At 65.1% G+C, this 16,174-nt stretch carries 14 protein-coding genes; 4 read left to right on the plus strand and 10 right to left on the minus strand.

Annotated features, from left to right (window positions below; genetic code table 11):
* Window positions 1-182: 182 nt before the first annotated feature.
* Window positions 183-980, minus strand: coding sequence for a bifunctional hydroxymethylpyrimidine kinase/phosphomethylpyrimidine kinase (thiD, locus tag XI02_RS29545; RefSeq protein ID WP_075968999.1), 798 nt, complete (start codon window positions 978-980; stop codon window positions 183-185).
* A gap of 194 nt (window positions 981-1,174) precedes the next feature.
* Between thiD and XI02_RS29550 the strand changes: the two genes are divergently transcribed.
* A complete protein-coding gene (locus tag XI02_RS29550; RefSeq protein WP_016845986.1) occupies window positions 1,175-1,420 on the plus strand; it encodes an Lrp/AsnC ligand binding domain-containing protein in 246 nt (81 codons plus the stop codon).
* Window positions 1,421-1,542: 122 nt separating this feature from the next.
* On the opposite strand, the gene XI02_RS29555 is transcribed toward XI02_RS29550, so the two are convergent.
* Window positions 1,543-2,478, minus strand: a complete 936-nt coding sequence (locus XI02_RS29555; protein ID WP_016845985.1) for a cytochrome c — start codon at window positions 2,476-2,478, stop codon at window positions 1,543-1,545.
* Window positions 2,479-2,643: 165 nt separating this feature from the next.
* On the opposite strand from XI02_RS29555, the gene XI02_RS29560 reads away from it, so the two are divergent.
* Window positions 2,644-3,066 (plus strand): CHRD domain-containing protein, encoded by a 423-nt coding sequence (locus XI02_RS29560; RefSeq protein ID WP_016845984.1) that lies wholly within the window; start codon window positions 2,644-2,646, stop codon window positions 3,064-3,066.
* A 149-nt stretch (window positions 3,067-3,215) separates the two neighbouring features.
* On the opposite strand, the gene XI02_RS29565 is transcribed toward XI02_RS29560, so the two are convergent.
* The 6 genes from XI02_RS29565 to XI02_RS29590 form a co-directional block, all read right to left on the minus strand.
* Window positions 3,216-3,662, minus strand: coding sequence for a cytochrome c (locus tag XI02_RS29565; protein WP_016845983.1), 447 nt, complete (start codon window positions 3,660-3,662; stop codon window positions 3,216-3,218).
* Between the two features lie 103 nt (window positions 3,663-3,765).
* Window positions 3,766-6,075 (minus strand): xanthine dehydrogenase family protein molybdopterin-binding subunit, encoded by a 2,310-nt coding sequence (locus XI02_RS29570; RefSeq protein ID WP_016845982.1) that lies wholly within the window; start codon window positions 6,073-6,075, stop codon window positions 3,766-3,768.
* Between the two features lie 128 nt (window positions 6,076-6,203).
* Window positions 6,204-7,733 (minus strand): murein biosynthesis integral membrane protein MurJ, encoded by a 1,530-nt coding sequence (gene murJ, locus XI02_RS29575; protein WP_016845981.1) that lies wholly within the window; start codon window positions 7,731-7,733, stop codon window positions 6,204-6,206.
* Window positions 7,734-7,776: 43 nt separating this feature from the next.
* Window positions 7,777-8,928: a DegT/DnrJ/EryC1/StrS aminotransferase family protein gene (locus XI02_RS29580; RefSeq protein WP_016845980.1), complete on the minus strand. Its 1,152-nt coding sequence runs from the start codon at window positions 8,926-8,928 to the stop codon at window positions 7,777-7,779.
* 31 nt (window positions 8,929-8,959) lie between these two features.
* Window positions 8,960-9,964: a Gfo/Idh/MocA family protein gene (locus XI02_RS29585; RefSeq protein ID WP_125459328.1), complete on the minus strand. Its 1,005-nt coding sequence runs from the start codon at window positions 9,962-9,964 to the stop codon at window positions 8,960-8,962.
* A 263-nt stretch (window positions 9,965-10,227) separates the two neighbouring features.
* Window positions 10,228-11,640: a mannose-1-phosphate guanylyltransferase/mannose-6-phosphate isomerase gene (locus tag XI02_RS29590; RefSeq protein ID WP_172647660.1), complete on the minus strand. Its 1,413-nt coding sequence runs from the start codon at window positions 11,638-11,640 to the stop codon at window positions 10,228-10,230.
* 351 nt (window positions 11,641-11,991) lie between these two features.
* Here XI02_RS29590 and XI02_RS29595 point away from each other — a divergent pair, with 351 nt between their 5' ends.
* Together XI02_RS29595 and XI02_RS29600 are read left to right on the plus strand one after the other, a co-directional pair.
* Complete coding sequence (locus XI02_RS29595; protein WP_016840373.1) at window positions 11,992-12,978, plus strand: lysylphosphatidylglycerol synthase transmembrane domain-containing protein; 987 nt, start codon at window positions 11,992-11,994, stop codon at window positions 12,976-12,978.
* Between the two features lie 10 nt (window positions 12,979-12,988).
* On the plus strand, window positions 12,989-13,999 hold the full coding sequence (locus tag XI02_RS29600; RefSeq protein ID WP_016840372.1) for a hypothetical protein: 1,011 nt from the start codon (window positions 12,989-12,991) through the stop codon (window positions 13,997-13,999).
* Window positions 14,000-14,004: 5 nt separating this feature from the next.
* On the opposite strand, the gene XI02_RS29605 is transcribed toward XI02_RS29600, so the two are convergent.
* Window positions 14,005-14,946, minus strand: a complete 942-nt coding sequence (locus tag XI02_RS29605; RefSeq protein ID WP_016840371.1) for an NAD-dependent epimerase/dehydratase family protein — start codon at window positions 14,944-14,946, stop codon at window positions 14,005-14,007.
* Window positions 14,943-16,157 carry a glycosyltransferase family 4 protein gene (locus XI02_RS29610; RefSeq protein ID WP_038373023.1) on the minus strand — a complete coding sequence of 405 codons (1,215 nt, stop codon included), beginning with the start codon at window positions 16,155-16,157 and terminating at the stop codon, window positions 14,943-14,945. The genes XI02_RS29605 and XI02_RS29610 overlap by 4 nt, the downstream gene beginning before the upstream one ends.
* Window positions 16,158-16,174 lie beyond the last annotated feature (17 nt).

Below are 16,174 nucleotides of genomic sequence, written 5' to 3' on the forward strand. Positions count from 1 at the left end.
GAGGCGTTGTGTTGGCTGCGTAACGCGATGGAACGACCCGCGCGGTGCGTAGCCCGGATGGAGCGAAGCGCAATCCGGGTTCTGCGTCCGCGGATGATCTGTTCCCGGATTTCGCGGAGCCTGTCATCGGGCGCGCGTTCGCGCGACCCGTTGGCTCCATCCGGGCTACGCAGCTCCGGGCTTCAGTAATATTTGTGAAAGTGATGCACCGGCCCGTGGCCGTGGCCGACGGCAAAACGATCGGCAGCGGCGATTGCTTCGGTGATCCAGGCCTTGGCGTTGCGCACGGAGGTCTCCATGCTCTCGCCCTTCGCGAGCCCTGCTGCGATTGCCGAGGACAGCGAGCAGCCGGTGCCATGCGTATTGGCGGTCGCAATGCGCGGCGCAGCCAGCGCGATGCTGCGCTCGGCGTCGATCAGATAGTCGATGCTGTCGGCGCCGTGGCCGTGGCCGCCCTTGACCAGCACCGCGCGACAGCCCATCGCCAGCAATCGCTTGCCTTGTCGCTCGACGTCGGCCTCGCTCTCGGCAACCGGTTCGTTGAGCAGCGCCGCCGCTTCCGGCAGGTTCGGCGTGATCAGCGAGGCCAGCGGAAACAGCAGGGTCTTCAGCGCATCGACCGCCTCGACGGCAAGCAGCCGATCGCCCGAGGTCGCGACCATCACCGGATCGAGCACGACATGGCGCGGCGCCCAGCGCATCAGCCCGTCGGCGATCGCCGCGATCGTCTCGGCCTGTGCCACCATGCCGATCTTGACCGCGCCGACCGCGAGGTCGGAGAACACCGCATCGATCTGGGCGGTGACGAATGACGCAGGCACCGGATGGATGCCGCTGACCCCCGTGGTGTTCTGCGCAGTCAGCGCCGTGATCGCGGAGGCGCCATACACCCCGAGCGCGGCAAAGCTCTTGAGGTCGGCCTGGATGCCCGCCCCGCCCGAGGAATCCGAGCCGGCAATGGTGAGCGCGACCGGCGTCATCTTGCAGCACCGGCGGTTGATACGAATGCGACCATCGCGAACAAGACCATGGCCTGTCCTAGCCCGGCCGCGGATCGACGGCAAGTTCGCCTGACTTTACCGCGAGTTGGCCTCGCCTTGCCCCCTTGCCTCGCCCCTTGCCTTGGCCGCCCGTTTTGGGCCTATAGTCGCGGAAATCCCCGGAGACGACTTTGATGGTTCCTTTCTTCGTCCAGATCAAATGCAAGCTCGGCCAGTCCTACACCGTCGCCAACGCGCTGGCGGAGGCCGAGATTGCGTCCGAGATCTATTCCACCGCGGGCAATTACGACCTTCTGGTCAAGTTCTACGTCGACCACGACACCGACATCGGCCATTTCATCAACGAGAAGGTTCAGGTGATCCCGGGCATCCAGGACACCCTCACCATCATCACCTTCAAGGCGTTCGGCGCGAAGTAGGACGCGTCCACGAGAGCATGATGAGATTGAGTCGAGCTTGAACGGCGTCGAAAGTTCACCTCGCCTTTGGGAGAGGTGAACCGAAACCGCGGCGAGCCGGTTCAACCAAAGCTCATCCTGCTTTACGACTCCTTCTCCTTCTCTTTCTTCACCGGCTTCGGCGGTCCCTCGACCGGCGGCAGCGACTTGATGTACTCGGCGATCGCGTCGCGGTCGGACGACGACAGTTGCGAGGTGTTGCGGATCACGCGCACCATCGACCCACCGGCGGAGTCTCCGTCCGGCGTCTGGCCGCTCTCGAGGAAATAGGCGATATCCTTCACACTCCAGTCCGAGATCCCCCTCGGCGTGATGTTGGGCACCCAGCCTTCGCCGTCCGGATTCGGACCACCGGCGAAGCGCTGCGCGGTGACGATGCCGCCGAGGACATTGCGCGGGCTGTGGCACTCGGCGCAGTGGCCGAAGCTGTTGACGAGATAGGCGCCGCGATACCAATGCGCGGAGCGGCTTGCATCCGCGATGAACGGCTTGCCGTTCATGAACAGCAACTTCCAGACGCCGACATTGCGCCTGATGTTGAAGAGAAACGGCAAATCGTGGTCGCGCACCTTGCCGGCGACCGGCGGCAAGGTCTTCAGATAGGCGAACAGGTCGCGCACATCGCTGACCTTGGCGTGCTGATAGGACGGGTACGGAAACGCCGGGAAATAGTGCGCACCCGATGGCGAGGTGCCCTTCATGACCGCCGTGACGAAATCGGCCTCGCTCCAGCGGCCGATGCCGTCGTTCGGGTCGGGCGAGATGTTCGGCGCATAGAAGGTGCCGAATGGCGAGGGGATCGCGAGCCCACCGCCGAGCCGTGTGCGGTCGTCCTGCTTCGGCACGGCATGGCAGGAGGAACATCCCCCGGCATTGAACGTTGTGAGGCCATTGGCCAGGTCAGGCTGATAGGCAGGCAGCGCGTCGGCGGCGACGGTCGCGGGGATCGTCAGCCACCAGAACACGCCAAAGCCGATTACGCCGGCCAGAATCGCCAGGAGGAAAATTCGTCGCAGCATTCACCAATCCGTCATTGGTCGCGTCAGTTCTTGGACCAGTATGATGGCAACCAGCCGGACAAGCTCGCATCAAATTTGCCGCACCCACGATCATTTGGGGAATAAATCCGAAAAACTGCTGTTTGAGGATTGCAACCATCCTGTGACGTCAAAGGGGAGAGAACCATGTCGAACAAGACCTTGCTTGCCACGCTGACGCTCGGCGCCGCCATCGCCCTCGCCGGTCCGGCCTTTGCCGAGAAGTTCACGGCGAAGCTGGACAGCAAGAGCGAAGTGCCGCCGAATACCAGCGCCGCCACCGGCACCGCCGACATCGACTACGACGCCGCCTCCAAGAAGCTGAGCTGGAAGCTGACCTATTCCGGCCTGTCGGGTCCAGCCACCGCCGCGCATTTCCACGGCCCCGCCGAGGCGGGCAAGAATGCGGGTGTCGCAGTCGCGATCCCGAACGCGACGTCGAGCCCGGTCGAAGGCAGCGCAACATTGACCGACGCGCAGGCCGCCGATCTGCTCGCCGGCAAGTACTATGTCAACGTTCACACCGCGGCCAATCCGGGCGGTGAGATCCGCGGCCAAGTGACCAAATAACAAGTGACGAAGTAATCCATCACCAAGCAATCCTCACGAAGCAATCGTCGCGAGCTCGCTCCAACAAGAAACGACCGACACAAAAAAGGGCGGACGCCTCAAAGCGTCCGCCCTTCTCATTGATCGAACGATGATGAGCCGAGTGGCGATCAGCCCTTCTTGAGGCGATAGGTCTCGTGACAGCCGCCGCACTGCTTGCCGATCAGGCCCAGTTCGGCCTTCAGCGTATCGACATCCTTGATCTTGCCCTTGGCATCGGCGACCGCCTTGGCGAAGCTCGCAGCCTGTTGCGCGAAACCGGCCTTGTCTTCCCAGATTTTCGGCGAGGGGGCGTAATCGCCGTCCAGCTTGACGCCTTTCATGCTCTCCGGGAACAGCGTTGGCAGCTGCTTGGCGGTGTCCTCGAACTGGGCCAGCGCGGCATTGACGGTCGCCTGGTCGTAGGGCTTCTCGCCCTTGAGCATCGCCGCCAGCGCGCCCGCATTCTTGCCATTGTCCTTCATCATGGCCTGGGTCTTCTTGACCTGATTTTGGTCGGCCACCACCGCCCCTGCACTCAACGCAAGCATCGCTGCGACGACGACAATCCGCTTCATCGGCAAAACCTCTCAATTCCGCTCTGTCCCGGTCCGCGATCTGCGGCCGGGCTGGTTTGCAAAACACCGCAGGCGGAATCTTCATTCCGCCTGCGACAATTTATCAGAGATTATGGCGGCGCTGCGCCTCGCGGATCGCGATCCAGACCCGTTCCGGCGTCGCCGGCATGTCGATGTGGTCGATCTTGTACTCGCGATGCAGCCCCTCGACGATCGCGTTGACGACCGCCGGGCACGAGCCGATCGCGCCGGCCTCGCCCGCGCCCTTCACGCCCATCGGATTGGTCGTGCAGGGCACGTTATGGGTCTCGAACACGAAGGACGGCCCGTCGGAGGCGCGCGGCAGCGCATAGTCCATGAACGTGCCGGTGACGAGCTGACCGTCGGTCGGGCTGTACACCGCCTGCTCCATCAGCGCCTGACCGATGCCCTGCATCGCGCCGCCATGAACCTGGCCCGCCAGCATCAGCGGATTGAGCGTGACGCCGAAATCGTCGACGATGACGTAGCTGACGATCTTGATGATGCCGGTGGCGGGATCGATCTCGACCTCGGCGAGATGCGTGCCGTTCGGATAGGTGCCGTCGGCGCTGGCGAAGGTCGCGCTCGCATTCATCTTCGACGTATCGCCGCCGGGGCGTTTGGCGAGATCGGCAAAGCTGATCGAGCGGTCGGTGCCGGCGATGCGGATACGGCCGTCGGCGATTTCGAGGTCGCCGGCGCCGGCTTCCAGCGCCTGCGCCGCAAGCTCCTTCAGCTTGTTGCCGAGATCATGCGTCGCGCGCTGCACGCTGACGCCGCCGGACGGAATCGATGCCGAGCCGCCGGTGCCGAGGCCGGTCGCGATCTTGTCGGTATCGCCCTGCAGCACATGGACGCGCTCGGGCGGCACGCCGAACTGCTCGGCGACGATCTGCGCATAGGCGGTCTGGTGGCCCTGCCCGCTCGACTGCGTGCCGATCAGGACCGAGATATCGCCATTGGCATCGAGCGCCACATTGGCGGTCTCCTCGCCCATGGTGCCGCAGACCTCGACATAGCTCGCCATGCCGATGCCCCGCACCAGGCCGTCCTTTCTGGCGGCCTTGGCGCGCTTCGGAAATTCCTTCCAGTTGGCAATCTCCATCGCGCGCTTCATGTGCGCGACGAAGTCGCCGGAGTCGTAGACCTTGCCGGTCGCGGTCGTGTAGGGCAGCGACTTCGGCGGAATGAAATTCTTCCGCCTGATGGAGTCCGGCGTCATGCCGAGCTTGCGCGCGGCGGCATCGACCAGGCGCTCGATGACATAGGCGGCCTCCGGGCGGCCGGCGCCGCGATAGGCATCGACCGGCACCGTGTTGGTGAACACGGTGCGGACCCGGCAGTGGAAGGCCTGGATGTCGTAGAGGCCCGGCAGCATGCCGGCGCCGCCATGCGGGATGTAAGGCGCGAAGGTCGAGAGATAGGCGCCCATGTCGCCCATCAGGTCGACATCCATGCCGAGGAATTTGCCGTCCTCGGCGAGCGCCATCTTCGCGGTGGTGAGATTGTCGCGGCCCTGCGCGTCGCCCATGAAATGGTCGGAGCGCTCGGCCGTCCATTTGATGCTCTTCTTGAGCTTGCGCGCGGCGACCGAGATCAGCGCATATTCGCGATAGGGAAACAGCTTGGTGCCAAAGCCGCCGCCGACATCCGGGCAGATTACCCGCATGTTCTCCTTCGGCATCTTCAGGATCATGTCGCAGAGGATCTCGCGCAGGCGGTGGCTGCCCTGGCTGCCGATCGTCAGCGTCAGATGATCCTTCTTGGCGTCGTATTCGGCGACCGCAGCGCGCGTCTCCATGAAATTGGTGATGACGCGCGGATTGACGATGGTGATCTCGGCCACCGCATGCGCCTTCGCGAACGCGTCCTCGGCGGCCTTCTTGTCGCCGATCGAGACGTCGAACAGCACATTGCCGGGCTTGTCCGGCCAGACCTGCGGCGCATCCTTCTTCACCGCATTGACGAGGCCGACCGCCGCCGGCAGCGGCGTCCATTTGACGTCGATCGCCTCGATCGCGTCACGGGCATGATCGACGGTGTCGGCGACCACAAAGGCCACCGCGTCGCCGACATGGCGCACCTCGTCCTTGGCGAGGATCGGATAAGGCGGTGCGGTGAACGGATCGGTCTCGAGATTGAACAGGCACGGCAGCCCGCCGAGTTCGGCGACGTCGGCGGCGGTCAGGATCAGCGCCACGCCGGGCATGCCGCGGGCCTTGCCGGCATCGATCGTGTAGGTCGCGTGCGCGTGCGGCGAGCGCAGCATCAGCGCGTGCAATGCGGGAGACGGTGCGACGTCGTCGGTGTAGCGGCCCTTGCCGCGAATCAGAGCGTCGTCCTCCTTGCGCCGCACACTTTGTCCGACGCCGAATTTGATGGGAGCTGCCATCGTCTCTCCAATTGCCTTGGTGTGTTTTGCGCATATTGGCGTGGTTGTCGGCGAAGCGCAAACCGCTTTCCGCCGCGCGCGGCGCTATCACACAGCGGCCGCCTATGCATTTGATTTGACAGGTAAAACTATACGCGGCGCAGCGCGAACAGCCAGCCGCGGCCGAACAGCGTGAGGATCGACAGGGCGTAGACGAAGACGCCGACCGCAATCAGCAGTAGCAGGATCAGCTCATCGCGAAAGATCTGCATCGGCGCGAACCACACATAAGCGAAATGCGAGGTCAGCCACAGCGCGACCGCGAGCAGCACGCCGCATAGCGCGAAGGTGCCGAAGGAGCGGATCAGCGCCCGATCGAGCGCGAGGTAGCCGCGGCGCACGGCAAACATCAGCACCAGCAGCAGATTGACCCAGGCCCCGGTCGCGGTCGCGAGCGCGAGCCCGACCTGCGCCAGCGAGCCGACCAGTGCGATCTTCAGCGCGACGTTGACCGCGACCCCGGTCAGCGCCGCTTTCACCGGCGTTGCGGTGTCCTTGCGGGCGTAGAAGGTCGCGACCGCGCTGCGGATCATCACGAACGGAATGAGCCCGACCGCATAGGCCGCGAGCGTGGCCCCGGCGCTAGCGGCATCGGCCTTGGAGAAGGCGCCGCGGGCGAACATCGCGCGCATGATCGGATCGGCGACCGTCAGGAACGCCGCCACGAACGGCACCGAGAACAGCAGCGTGAAATCGAAGGCGCGGCGCTGCGCCGCCATGGCGCCGGCGTGATCGTCGGCGCTCAGGCGCCGCGACATCTCCGGCAGCAGCACGGTGCCGATCGCGATCCCGATCACGCCGATCGGCAATTGATTGAGGCGGTCGGCATAATACAGCGCCGACAGCGCGCCTGCGGGCAGAAAGGTCGCGATGATGGTGTCGGCGAACAGCGCCACCTGCGTGCCCATCGAGCCTAGCGTCGCCGGCCCGAGCGCGCGGAAGAAGCCGCGGACGTCCTCGTCGAGCCGCAAGGGCGCGAACCGCGGCAGGCCGCCGTGACGCGCCAGGTCGCCGGCGAGCAGGAAGAATTGCAGGAAGCCCGAGATCAGCACGCCCCAGGCCGCGGCGTGGCCCGCGCTCGGAAAGAAAGCCGCGAGCGCCAGCGTCATCATCATGGCGAGGTTGAGGAAGATCGGCGCCGCGGCGGCGCTGGCGAAGCGATGCATCACATTGAGCATGCCACCATAGAGCGTCACCAGCGTGATCAGCAGCAGATAGGGAAAGGTGATCCGCGTCAGCTCGATCGCGAGCTTGCGCTGCGCCGCGTCCTCGGTGAAGCCCGGCGCCAGGATGCTCATCGCCTGCGGCATGAACGCCATCGCCACCGCCAGCAGGATCACCTGCGAGGCGAACAGGAGCGTGAAGATGCGGTCGGCGAACAGCCGTGCCGACGCTTCGCCGCGCTCGCCATGGACATGGGCATAGGCCGGCACGAAGGCGGCATTGAAGGCACCTTCGGCGAAGATCGCGCGGAAATGATTGGGCAGCCGCAGCGCCACGAAGAAGGCGTCGGCAACCGGCCCGGCACCGAGGATCGCCGCGAGCATGATGTCGCGCGCGAACCCGGTGACCCGCGATAGCAGGGTATAGCCGCCGACGGTGAAGATGCGCCCAAGCATGCGCTGCTTCTAGCGCATGATTGCGGTCTGAAAAAGTTTCCTATCAGGCCGAAAGCGCGCTGCGCACAGCCGCGATGACGCGGTCTTGGGCCGCCTCGTCGAGATAGGCGTGCATCGGCAGGCTGATGACGTCGTCGGAGAGGCTTTCGCTGATCGCTAGGCCGCCGTCGGCGACCGGGAAATCACGGTAAGCGGTCTGCTGGTGCATCGACTTCGTGTAGTAGATCGCCGTCGGAATGCCTTGGGTCTTCAGCGTCGAGGCAAAGGCATCGCGGTCGGCCCCTTTCGGCAGGCGGATTGTGTATTGCGCCCACACCGAGGTGCAACCTGGCGCAAGGCGAGGCACGGTCACGATATTGCCGAGTCCGCGCGCGTAGCGCTCCGCCACTTGGTTGCGTGCCACGATCTCGTCGTCAAAAATCTTCAGCTTCTCGAGCAGGATCGCGGCCTGCATGGTATCGAGCCGCCCGGTGAGGCCGAGGCGGACATTGTCATATTTGTCCGAGCCTTGCCCGTGCACACGGATGCTGCGTAGCGCGTTCGCAAGTTCGTCATCATTGGTAAAGATCGCGCCGCCATCGCCAAAACAGCCGAGCGGCTTTGCCGGGAAGAAACTGGTCGCGGTCGCAAGCCCGAAGGTGCCGAGCTTGCGGCCCTTGTAACTCGCGCCAAAGCCCTGGGCGGCGTCGTCGAGCACGAACAGGCCCTCGGCTTCGGCAACCGCAGCCACCGCGTCATGATCGGCGCTCTGGCCGAACAAATCCACTGGAATGACACCAACCGGCTTTAGGCCACGCGACATCGCGGCGGCGATCCCGCGCTTGAGCGAATTGATATCGATATTGAATGTCGTCTCGTCCACATCGACGAAGAGGGGTGTCGCGCCAGTGAGCGCCACCGCTTCGCCGGTCGCGCAGAACGTGAAAGACGGGCACAGCACGGCGTCGCCCGGCCCGACATTCTTCGCCATCAGGACCATCAAGAGCGCGTCAGTGCCGCTGGAACAGCTCACCACATGCTTTGCGCCGCTATAGTCGGCCAGCGCCTTCTCCAGCGCGGTCACTTCCGGGCCATTGACGAATTGGCAATGGTTGAGCACGCGGGCGACTGCATCATCGACCGATTTGCCGAGCCGCTGGCGCTGCGCGGCAATGTCTATGAAGGGAACGGGCTCTGGACGCATGTGTTGGTTCATGAAGCTTTCGCGCGTGTTTTCAAGTTGCAAATTAGCCGGCGATCCGGCGCGGCCCCTTGCGCATCGTCGAGGCGGCGGGCCGCGCGGGCGATTCCAGGCAGCGGATCGCGATCTCGAGGCTCGCCACGCCCTCGTCGCCGGACACCGCCGGCAGCTTGCCGCCGCGTACGGCATCGAGGAAGGCGATCAGTTCGGCGCGCAGCGGCTCGTCGTGACCGACCGGCAGATGACGCATCGAATAGCTGCCGTCCGGCTTGAAGCCGAAACATTCGGTGACCTGACGCGTGAGCAGATCGCCCATCACATACTTGCCGCGGGTTGCGACCGTCACGTTGCGCGCCTTGAACGGCGTCAGCCAGTTGGTGTTGATGTGGGCGAGCACGCCGGACGCGGTACGAAACTGCAGCAGCGCGATGTCCTCGCGCTCGGCGACCGCGCTCGAGAGCTGCGGCTGCACCTCGACGATGTCGGACTCGGTGAACCAGCGGATCAGGTCGATGTCGTGCACGGCAAGATCGATCACGACGCCGACATTGGACATTCGCGGCGGAAACGGGCCGACCCGGGTGATGCCGATCGACAGGATGTCCTCGCCCGAGATCGCCTTCTTGATCGCGGCGACCGCCGGATTGAAACGCTCGACATGTCCGACCATCAGCGTGACGCCGGCCTGCTCGGCGGCCGCCACGATCTCGCGGCCCTCTTCGACCGTGGATGCGACCGGCTTCTCGACCAGGATGTGAATGTTGCGCGCGACGCAGGCGAGCGCGATCTCGTGATGCAGATGGGTGGGAGCTGCGATCGTCACCGCATCGATGCCCTCGGCGAACAGCTGATCGAGGCTTTCAAAGGCGCGGCAGCCGACCAGGTCGATGGCGCGCGTGCGATGTTCCGGCAGCGGATCGACGATGCCGATCAACAGCACCCCCGGCAGTCCGGCCAGCACGCGGGCATGGTTGCTGCCCATCACGCCGGCGCCGATCACGCCGACGCGCAATGCGCGGCCGATATCGGCCTTCGCGCCGGCTGCGGACATTTTTGCATTCATATCGTAGACCCCAAGTAACGTTCTGGCGGTTGTCCCGGCTTCTCAGGGAGCCATCCCGGCTCCGAGGGAATCAGCACCAAGGCCCCTCTGCCCGATCCGCGCCTTTGGCGCAAATCACGACCCGCTTCGTTGGCAGCCGCTATAGCACGGCGTCACAAATGTGGCGAATGCCAACGGCGAAATCCGGACACGTTTTGATTCAAAGAGTTACATCGCCCGCGACTCGATCTTGAGCGCGGGGCCCGTTCGCCTCAGGTGCGCCGATAGTCATCCTCGATGCGGATGATGTCGTCCTCGCCGAGATAGCTGCCGGTCTGCACCTCGATCAGCTCGAGCTGGATCTTGCCCGGGTTCTCCAGCCGGTGCACCGCGCCGATCGGGATGTAGATCGATTCGTTCTCGTGCACCGTCTTGATCAGCTCGTTGACGGTGACCTGTGCGGTGCCGCGCACCACGATCCAGTGCTCGGAGCGGTGATGGTGCTTCTGCAGGGACAGCCGTCCGCCCGGCTTGACGACGATGCGCTTGACCTGGTGGCGATCGCCATTGTCGACCGACTGATAGGAGCCCCAGGGGCGATGCACCTTGATGTGATTCTCGGTCACCTCCGGCGCCGCGACTTTCAATTTCGCTACCAGCCGCTTCAGCCCATTGGCGTCCTTCTGGCGTGACACCAGCACGGCGTCCTGGGTCGCGACCACGACGAGATCGTCGACGCCTTCGAGCGCAACCAGCGCCCGGTCGGTCGAGACGTTGCAATTGCGGGAGTCTTCGAACACCGCCTTGCCGCGCGCAGAGTTGCCGAGGCTGTCCTTGTCCGACAGCTCCCAGACCTGGCGCCACGAGCCGATGTCGGACCACCCGCACGCCACCGGCACCACCGCGGCACGCGATGTCTTCTCCATGACCGCGTAATCGATCGAGATCGCCTTCGCCGCGCCGAAGGCCTGCGCATCGAGCTTGACGAAGCCGAGATCGCGCGCCGCCGACGCAACCGACTGCTCCACCGAGGCCACGCTGTCCACATCGACATTGCGGTACTCGTCGAGCAGCACGCCGGCGCGGAACATGAAGTTGCCGCTGTTCCAGAGATAGCCTGCATCGATATAGCCCGCTGCGGTCGCGGCATCCGGCTTCTCGACGAATTTCGCCACCGCGCGCACCTCGCCGGCGACCACCTCGCCCGGATTGATGTAGCCGTATTCGGTGGCAGGCCGCTCCGGCTTGACGCCGAACGTCACGATGCGGCCGGCGTCCGCAGCGACCAATCCGCCGCGGCACGCGGCGACGAAGGCCGCCGTGTCCCGCACCAGATGGTCGGCGGCCAGCGCCAGCACGATCGCTTCGCTGTCGCGGCTCTGCGCGAACGCCGCACCGGCCGCAATCGCCGGCCCCGAGTCGCGGCGCATCGGCTCCAGCAGCACGTCGGCCTCGCGGCCGATCTCGGCCAGCTGCTCCAGCACCATGAAGCGATAGGCCTCGTTGGTGATCACGATCGGACGCTCGAACAGGCCGGCGTCGGAGACCCGCAGAAGTGTCTCCTGGAAGGTCGAGCGGGCCCCGAACAGCGACAGGAACTGTTTCGGATGCACCTCGCGTGACGCCGGCCACAGCCGCGTGCCCGCGCCGCCGCACATGATCAGGGGAATAATTCGTCGATCCATCGATGCCTCAAATCCTGTCGTGCAAGTCCCGTCGTATCCGCCCGCGGACGACATACCAAATCGGCCCGGGCCGTGGCGGCCGGTGGCCCTGTTGCTTCGGAAGCACTATCCAAGCAGTAGCACGCGCCCCCATGCGCCTGGTCGGATTTTACCGGTAACGTAAATCCCCGGTGAGTGGCCGGCCGTCCCCCGTTCCGGCCTCTTTAGCCACCCCTTCGCGCCTGCCGCAATAGGGACCAGTACGGGTATTGCCAGATCGGCGCGGAAACCATACCAAGGCGGCGAATTTGGGCGCGCGAAGGCGTTTTGCGCTGTTTTGACACATTCTGAAACCTGGCAGCGCGAACGGAAATGCGCCGAATCCTGCTTTCGACCGTCAAGATCCTGATCTCGGCCGCGCTGCTCTATTTCTCGCTGCGTAAGGTCAATCTGTACGACCTTGCCGCCCGTATCCAGGTCGAGAGCCTGGGCTGGCTCGGCCTCGCGATCGCGGTCACGTTCCTGCAGATCTTCCTCGGGGTGTTGCGCTGGCGGGAGATCAGCGTGGAGTGCGGAGCCCCGCTGGAGACAGGCCAGGCCATGCGCTTCAACGTGATCGGCACCTTCTTCAACCAGACACTGCCGTCCTCGATCGGCGGCGACGCGGTCCGGCTTTGGCTCGTCGCGCGCGCCGGTGCGGGCTGGCGCGCAGCCACCTATTCGATTTTCGTCGACCGCGCGATCGGGCTGATCGCCCTCGCCGTCGTCATCGCCGCCACCCTGCCCTGGAGCTATCGGCTGATTTCTGATTCCCACGGCTGGATGGCGTTGCTGCTTCTCGACCTCGCCGCACTCGCGGCCGGATTTGGCTTCCTGCTGATCGGCGTGTTGCCTTGGGTCTGGCTGAAGCAATGGTGGGCGACGCATCACATCCACGCCTGCGCGGTCATCGCGAACCGGGTGTTGTTCAGCCGCAAGCGCGGATTGAGGGTTGCAATTCTCTCGATCGCCATTCACGTGGTGACCGTCGTGATCGCCTGGTGCGTGGTGAAATCGATCACCGCGCCCGTCACCTTCGGCCAGATATTCCAGTTGTTGCCGCCGGTGATGCTGATCACGATGATGCCGATCTCGATCGCGGGCTGGGGCGTACGCGAGGCCACGATGGCGCTGGCCTTCGGCTACGCCGGATTGATCGCCAATGAAGGCGTCAACATCTCGCTGTTATTCGGCGCGGTATCGTTCGTGGTTGGCGTGTTTGGCGGCCTGGTCTGGATCCTGAGTCCGGAAAAGGCCGCCAAGGGCACAGAACCGATCGAAGTCCCGGGATCGCAATCGCGAGTCCCGGGATCGCAATAGCCGGACCAGAATGAGCGCTTTCGAAATCCTCCTGTCATTGATCGCGGCGGTTCTGGCTGCGTCGATCTCGGCTGTCCTGATCCAGGCGACGCGGCCGCTGCTGCTGCGTGTGGCGCTGGCGAAGCCGAATGCGCGTTCGTCGCACCGTATTCCAACGCCGCAGGGTGCCGGCATCGCGGTCACGGCGGCGACGCTGCTGGCGGGCGGAATCGTCATCGTCCTGGCCGGATCGCAGAACCTGACTATTCCCTTCATCGTCTTCGCGGCCTGCCTGTTCATCGCGGTGGTGGGTTTTGCCGACGACATCCGCTCGCTGCCCGTCGTCCCGCGGCTGCTGCTGCAGGCCGCCGCCGTTGCGGCCGTGGTGTTTTCCGCGCCTGATGGTCTCAGGCTGGTTCCGGCCGGCCCGGTTTGGCTCGAACGCGGCCTGCTGCTGATCGCCGGCCTCTGGTTCGTGAACCTCGTCAACTTCATGGACGGGCTCGACCTGATGACCGCGGCCGAGGCCGTGCCGATCACCGTGGCGATCGCCCTGCTCGGCAGCTTCGGCTATCTCCCCGCAGCTCCCGCGCTGGTCGCGGCAGCGCTGTGCGGCGCGCTGCTCGGCTTCGCGCCGTTCAACCGGCCGGTCGCAAGGATATTCCTCGGCGATGTCGGCAGCCTGCCGATCGGCCTGCTGCTCGGCTGGTGCCTGCTCGAGCTCGCCCTGCACCGGCAGTTCGCCGCCGCGCTGTTGCTGCCGCTGTACTATTTGACGGATGCGACGGTCACGCTGTTTCGCCGCATGGCGCGGCGCGAGCCTTTCTGGGCCGCGCATCGCTCGCACTTCTACCAGCGCGCGACCGACAATCGATTCACGGTGTGGCGCGTCGTCGGCGAGGTGTTTGCGCTGAACGCGGTGCTGGCGCTGCTCGCATTCGCATCGGTTGCCCTCAATTCGCTCACCGCAGACATCGCGCTGCTGCTGACCGGCGCGCTCGCCGTCGCCTGGCAGCTGTGGCGATTCTCGCGACCGCTCTGATCGCCTCAGCTGTCCGTTTGACGCAGCGCGCGCCGCAGCCCCTCGTCGAGGCTGATCGGCTGCTGCCATCCGGTGCCCGCGATCTTGGAAAGATCAAGCTCGAGCGAGGCGAACAGGCTGTCATAGGCTTCCTTGCGGCCGCTGATCCCGAGCGCCATCTTCAACAGCAGCGGCGGCAGCCAGAACAGACGCGGCGAGGTGTCCGCCGCCCGGGCCAGACGCTCGACGAATTCCCGCGTCGAGACCTGCTCGCGGTCAGCCACCAGGAACACGTCGAAATCATCTCCCGGGTGCGACAACCGGTGCAAGATGAACGACGCGAGGTTTTCCGCCGACAGGAACGCGCGGCGATTCTTCACATAAGCGAGCGGTAGCGGCAAGCCATTGAGCACCGCGCGCTTGAGCAGGGCGAAATTTCCCTTCGCACCGGCCCCGTAGATTAGCGGCGGCCTGATAACGGTCACCCTCATGCCGCTGCCCGGCACAATTTCCTTCAAGCCGACCTCGGCGGCCGCCTTCGAGTTTCCGTAGAGGCCGCGCGGCGTCAGGACATCGTCCTCGCGAAACGGAAGACGCCCGTAATTGCTGCGCCCATGCACCAGGATCGTGCTGACGAAAATGAAATCACGAATGCCCGCAGCGACCGCGGACCGCGCCAAATGCAGCGTGCCCTCGATATTGACGTTGCGATAGAGCTCTATCGCGCGTTCGTCGGACTGCTGATGAACGCGGGCCGCAAGATGCACAACCGCCTCCACCCCGTCGAGCGCGGCGCGCCAATCGGTGGCGGGACTGAGCGAGCCGATCATCACGTCGTTTGCATCGCGCGGTGGAGTTCGCACCGCGCGTCGCACCACCCAGCCGCTGCGCGCCAGCGCGGGCACCACATGGCGGCCGACAAAGCCGCTGGCGCCCGTCACCAGAACCGTCCGGTGACCATTATTCATACCGTCCGCTCCACATCGCGATTGGATAGCAGCTCCCGGACCAGCGCAGCGTAGCTCGCGAGCGCCCGCTCGGAACTGAAGTTCCGCGCGGTCGCGACTGCGCGCTCGGCCATCGCGGCGTCCTGCGATCGCGACGCCTGGCGAATGGCATCGGCGAGTTGATCGGGCCTTCCCGGCGTGACGACCCAGCCCAGCCGGTTTTCGCTGACGGTGAGCGCGGCCTCGGCCTCGGGCTCGGAGACGAGAATGACGGGGCGGCCGGCCGCGAGCAGATTATAGAACCGGCTCGGCACCGACACGCCGGCGACGTCCTTGCGATAGGGAATGAGCCAGACGTCCGCGCTGGAGAGCAGCGCATCGAGTTCGCTGTCCGCGACGCGGTCGACCAGCGTGACGTTGGCAAGCCGCGCGGTGGCCTGCAGCTCCTTGAGCCGCGCGAAGCCGATGCCCCATCCCGAGAGCAGGAAATGGATCTCGCCTTCGTCACGCAGCAGTCGCGCGGCCTCAAACACGATATCCGGATCGTGGGTGAAGCCGAGATTGCCGGACAGCCCGACGACGAAGCGGGCGGCGATGGCCTTGCGAAACGGATTGTCGGGGCTCACGGGACGGTTGCCGGGCGCGAGCGTGGCCCAGTTCGGGATGAACCTGATCTTGTCCTGTGTCATTCCGCCATAGCGCAGCAGTAGCTTCTCGGCGTCGCGGCCGATCACGATGACAGCGTTCAGGGACCGGAACATCAGCGCGTTGATCGCGCGCATCGCCCGCGCGACCAGCGAGGACGGCCGAAGCAGCCCGGCCATCACGAGCACATCTGGAAATAGGTCGTGCAGGATCAGCGCCGACTTGGCCCCCTTCAACCTTGCCGCGGCGGCAACCGCATAAGGCAGCGCGAAGGGAGCGGTCACCGTCAGCGCCACGTCGCCCCGCTTCAGGCGCGACAACAGCGCAAAAAAGATCCGGCCGGTGAACAGCGCCTCGGCCAGCGCGCGCTTGATCAGCGCCGCCTTTCCAGGCAGCCAGTTCCTGATCTCGACGACGGCGGGACGCCCGGGCGCCGGCGCCCGCGCCGAGCCCGGCATCCCGGAGACCACCATCACCTCCGACTCCTGCGCGATCCGTTCGGCGATCGCAGACATGATCGCGGCGGTCGTGCTGTGGTCCGGTGGATAGTGCTGGCTGACGACCACGACTTTTCGAGAACTACGCATCAATGGCTTTCGAAACG

Origin of the sequence: Bradyrhizobium sp. CCBAU 21365 (assembly GCF_015291305.1) — a bacterium.
In the GTDB taxonomy this organism is placed as follows: domain Bacteria; phylum Pseudomonadota; class Alphaproteobacteria; order Rhizobiales; family Xanthobacteraceae; genus Bradyrhizobium; species Bradyrhizobium elkanii.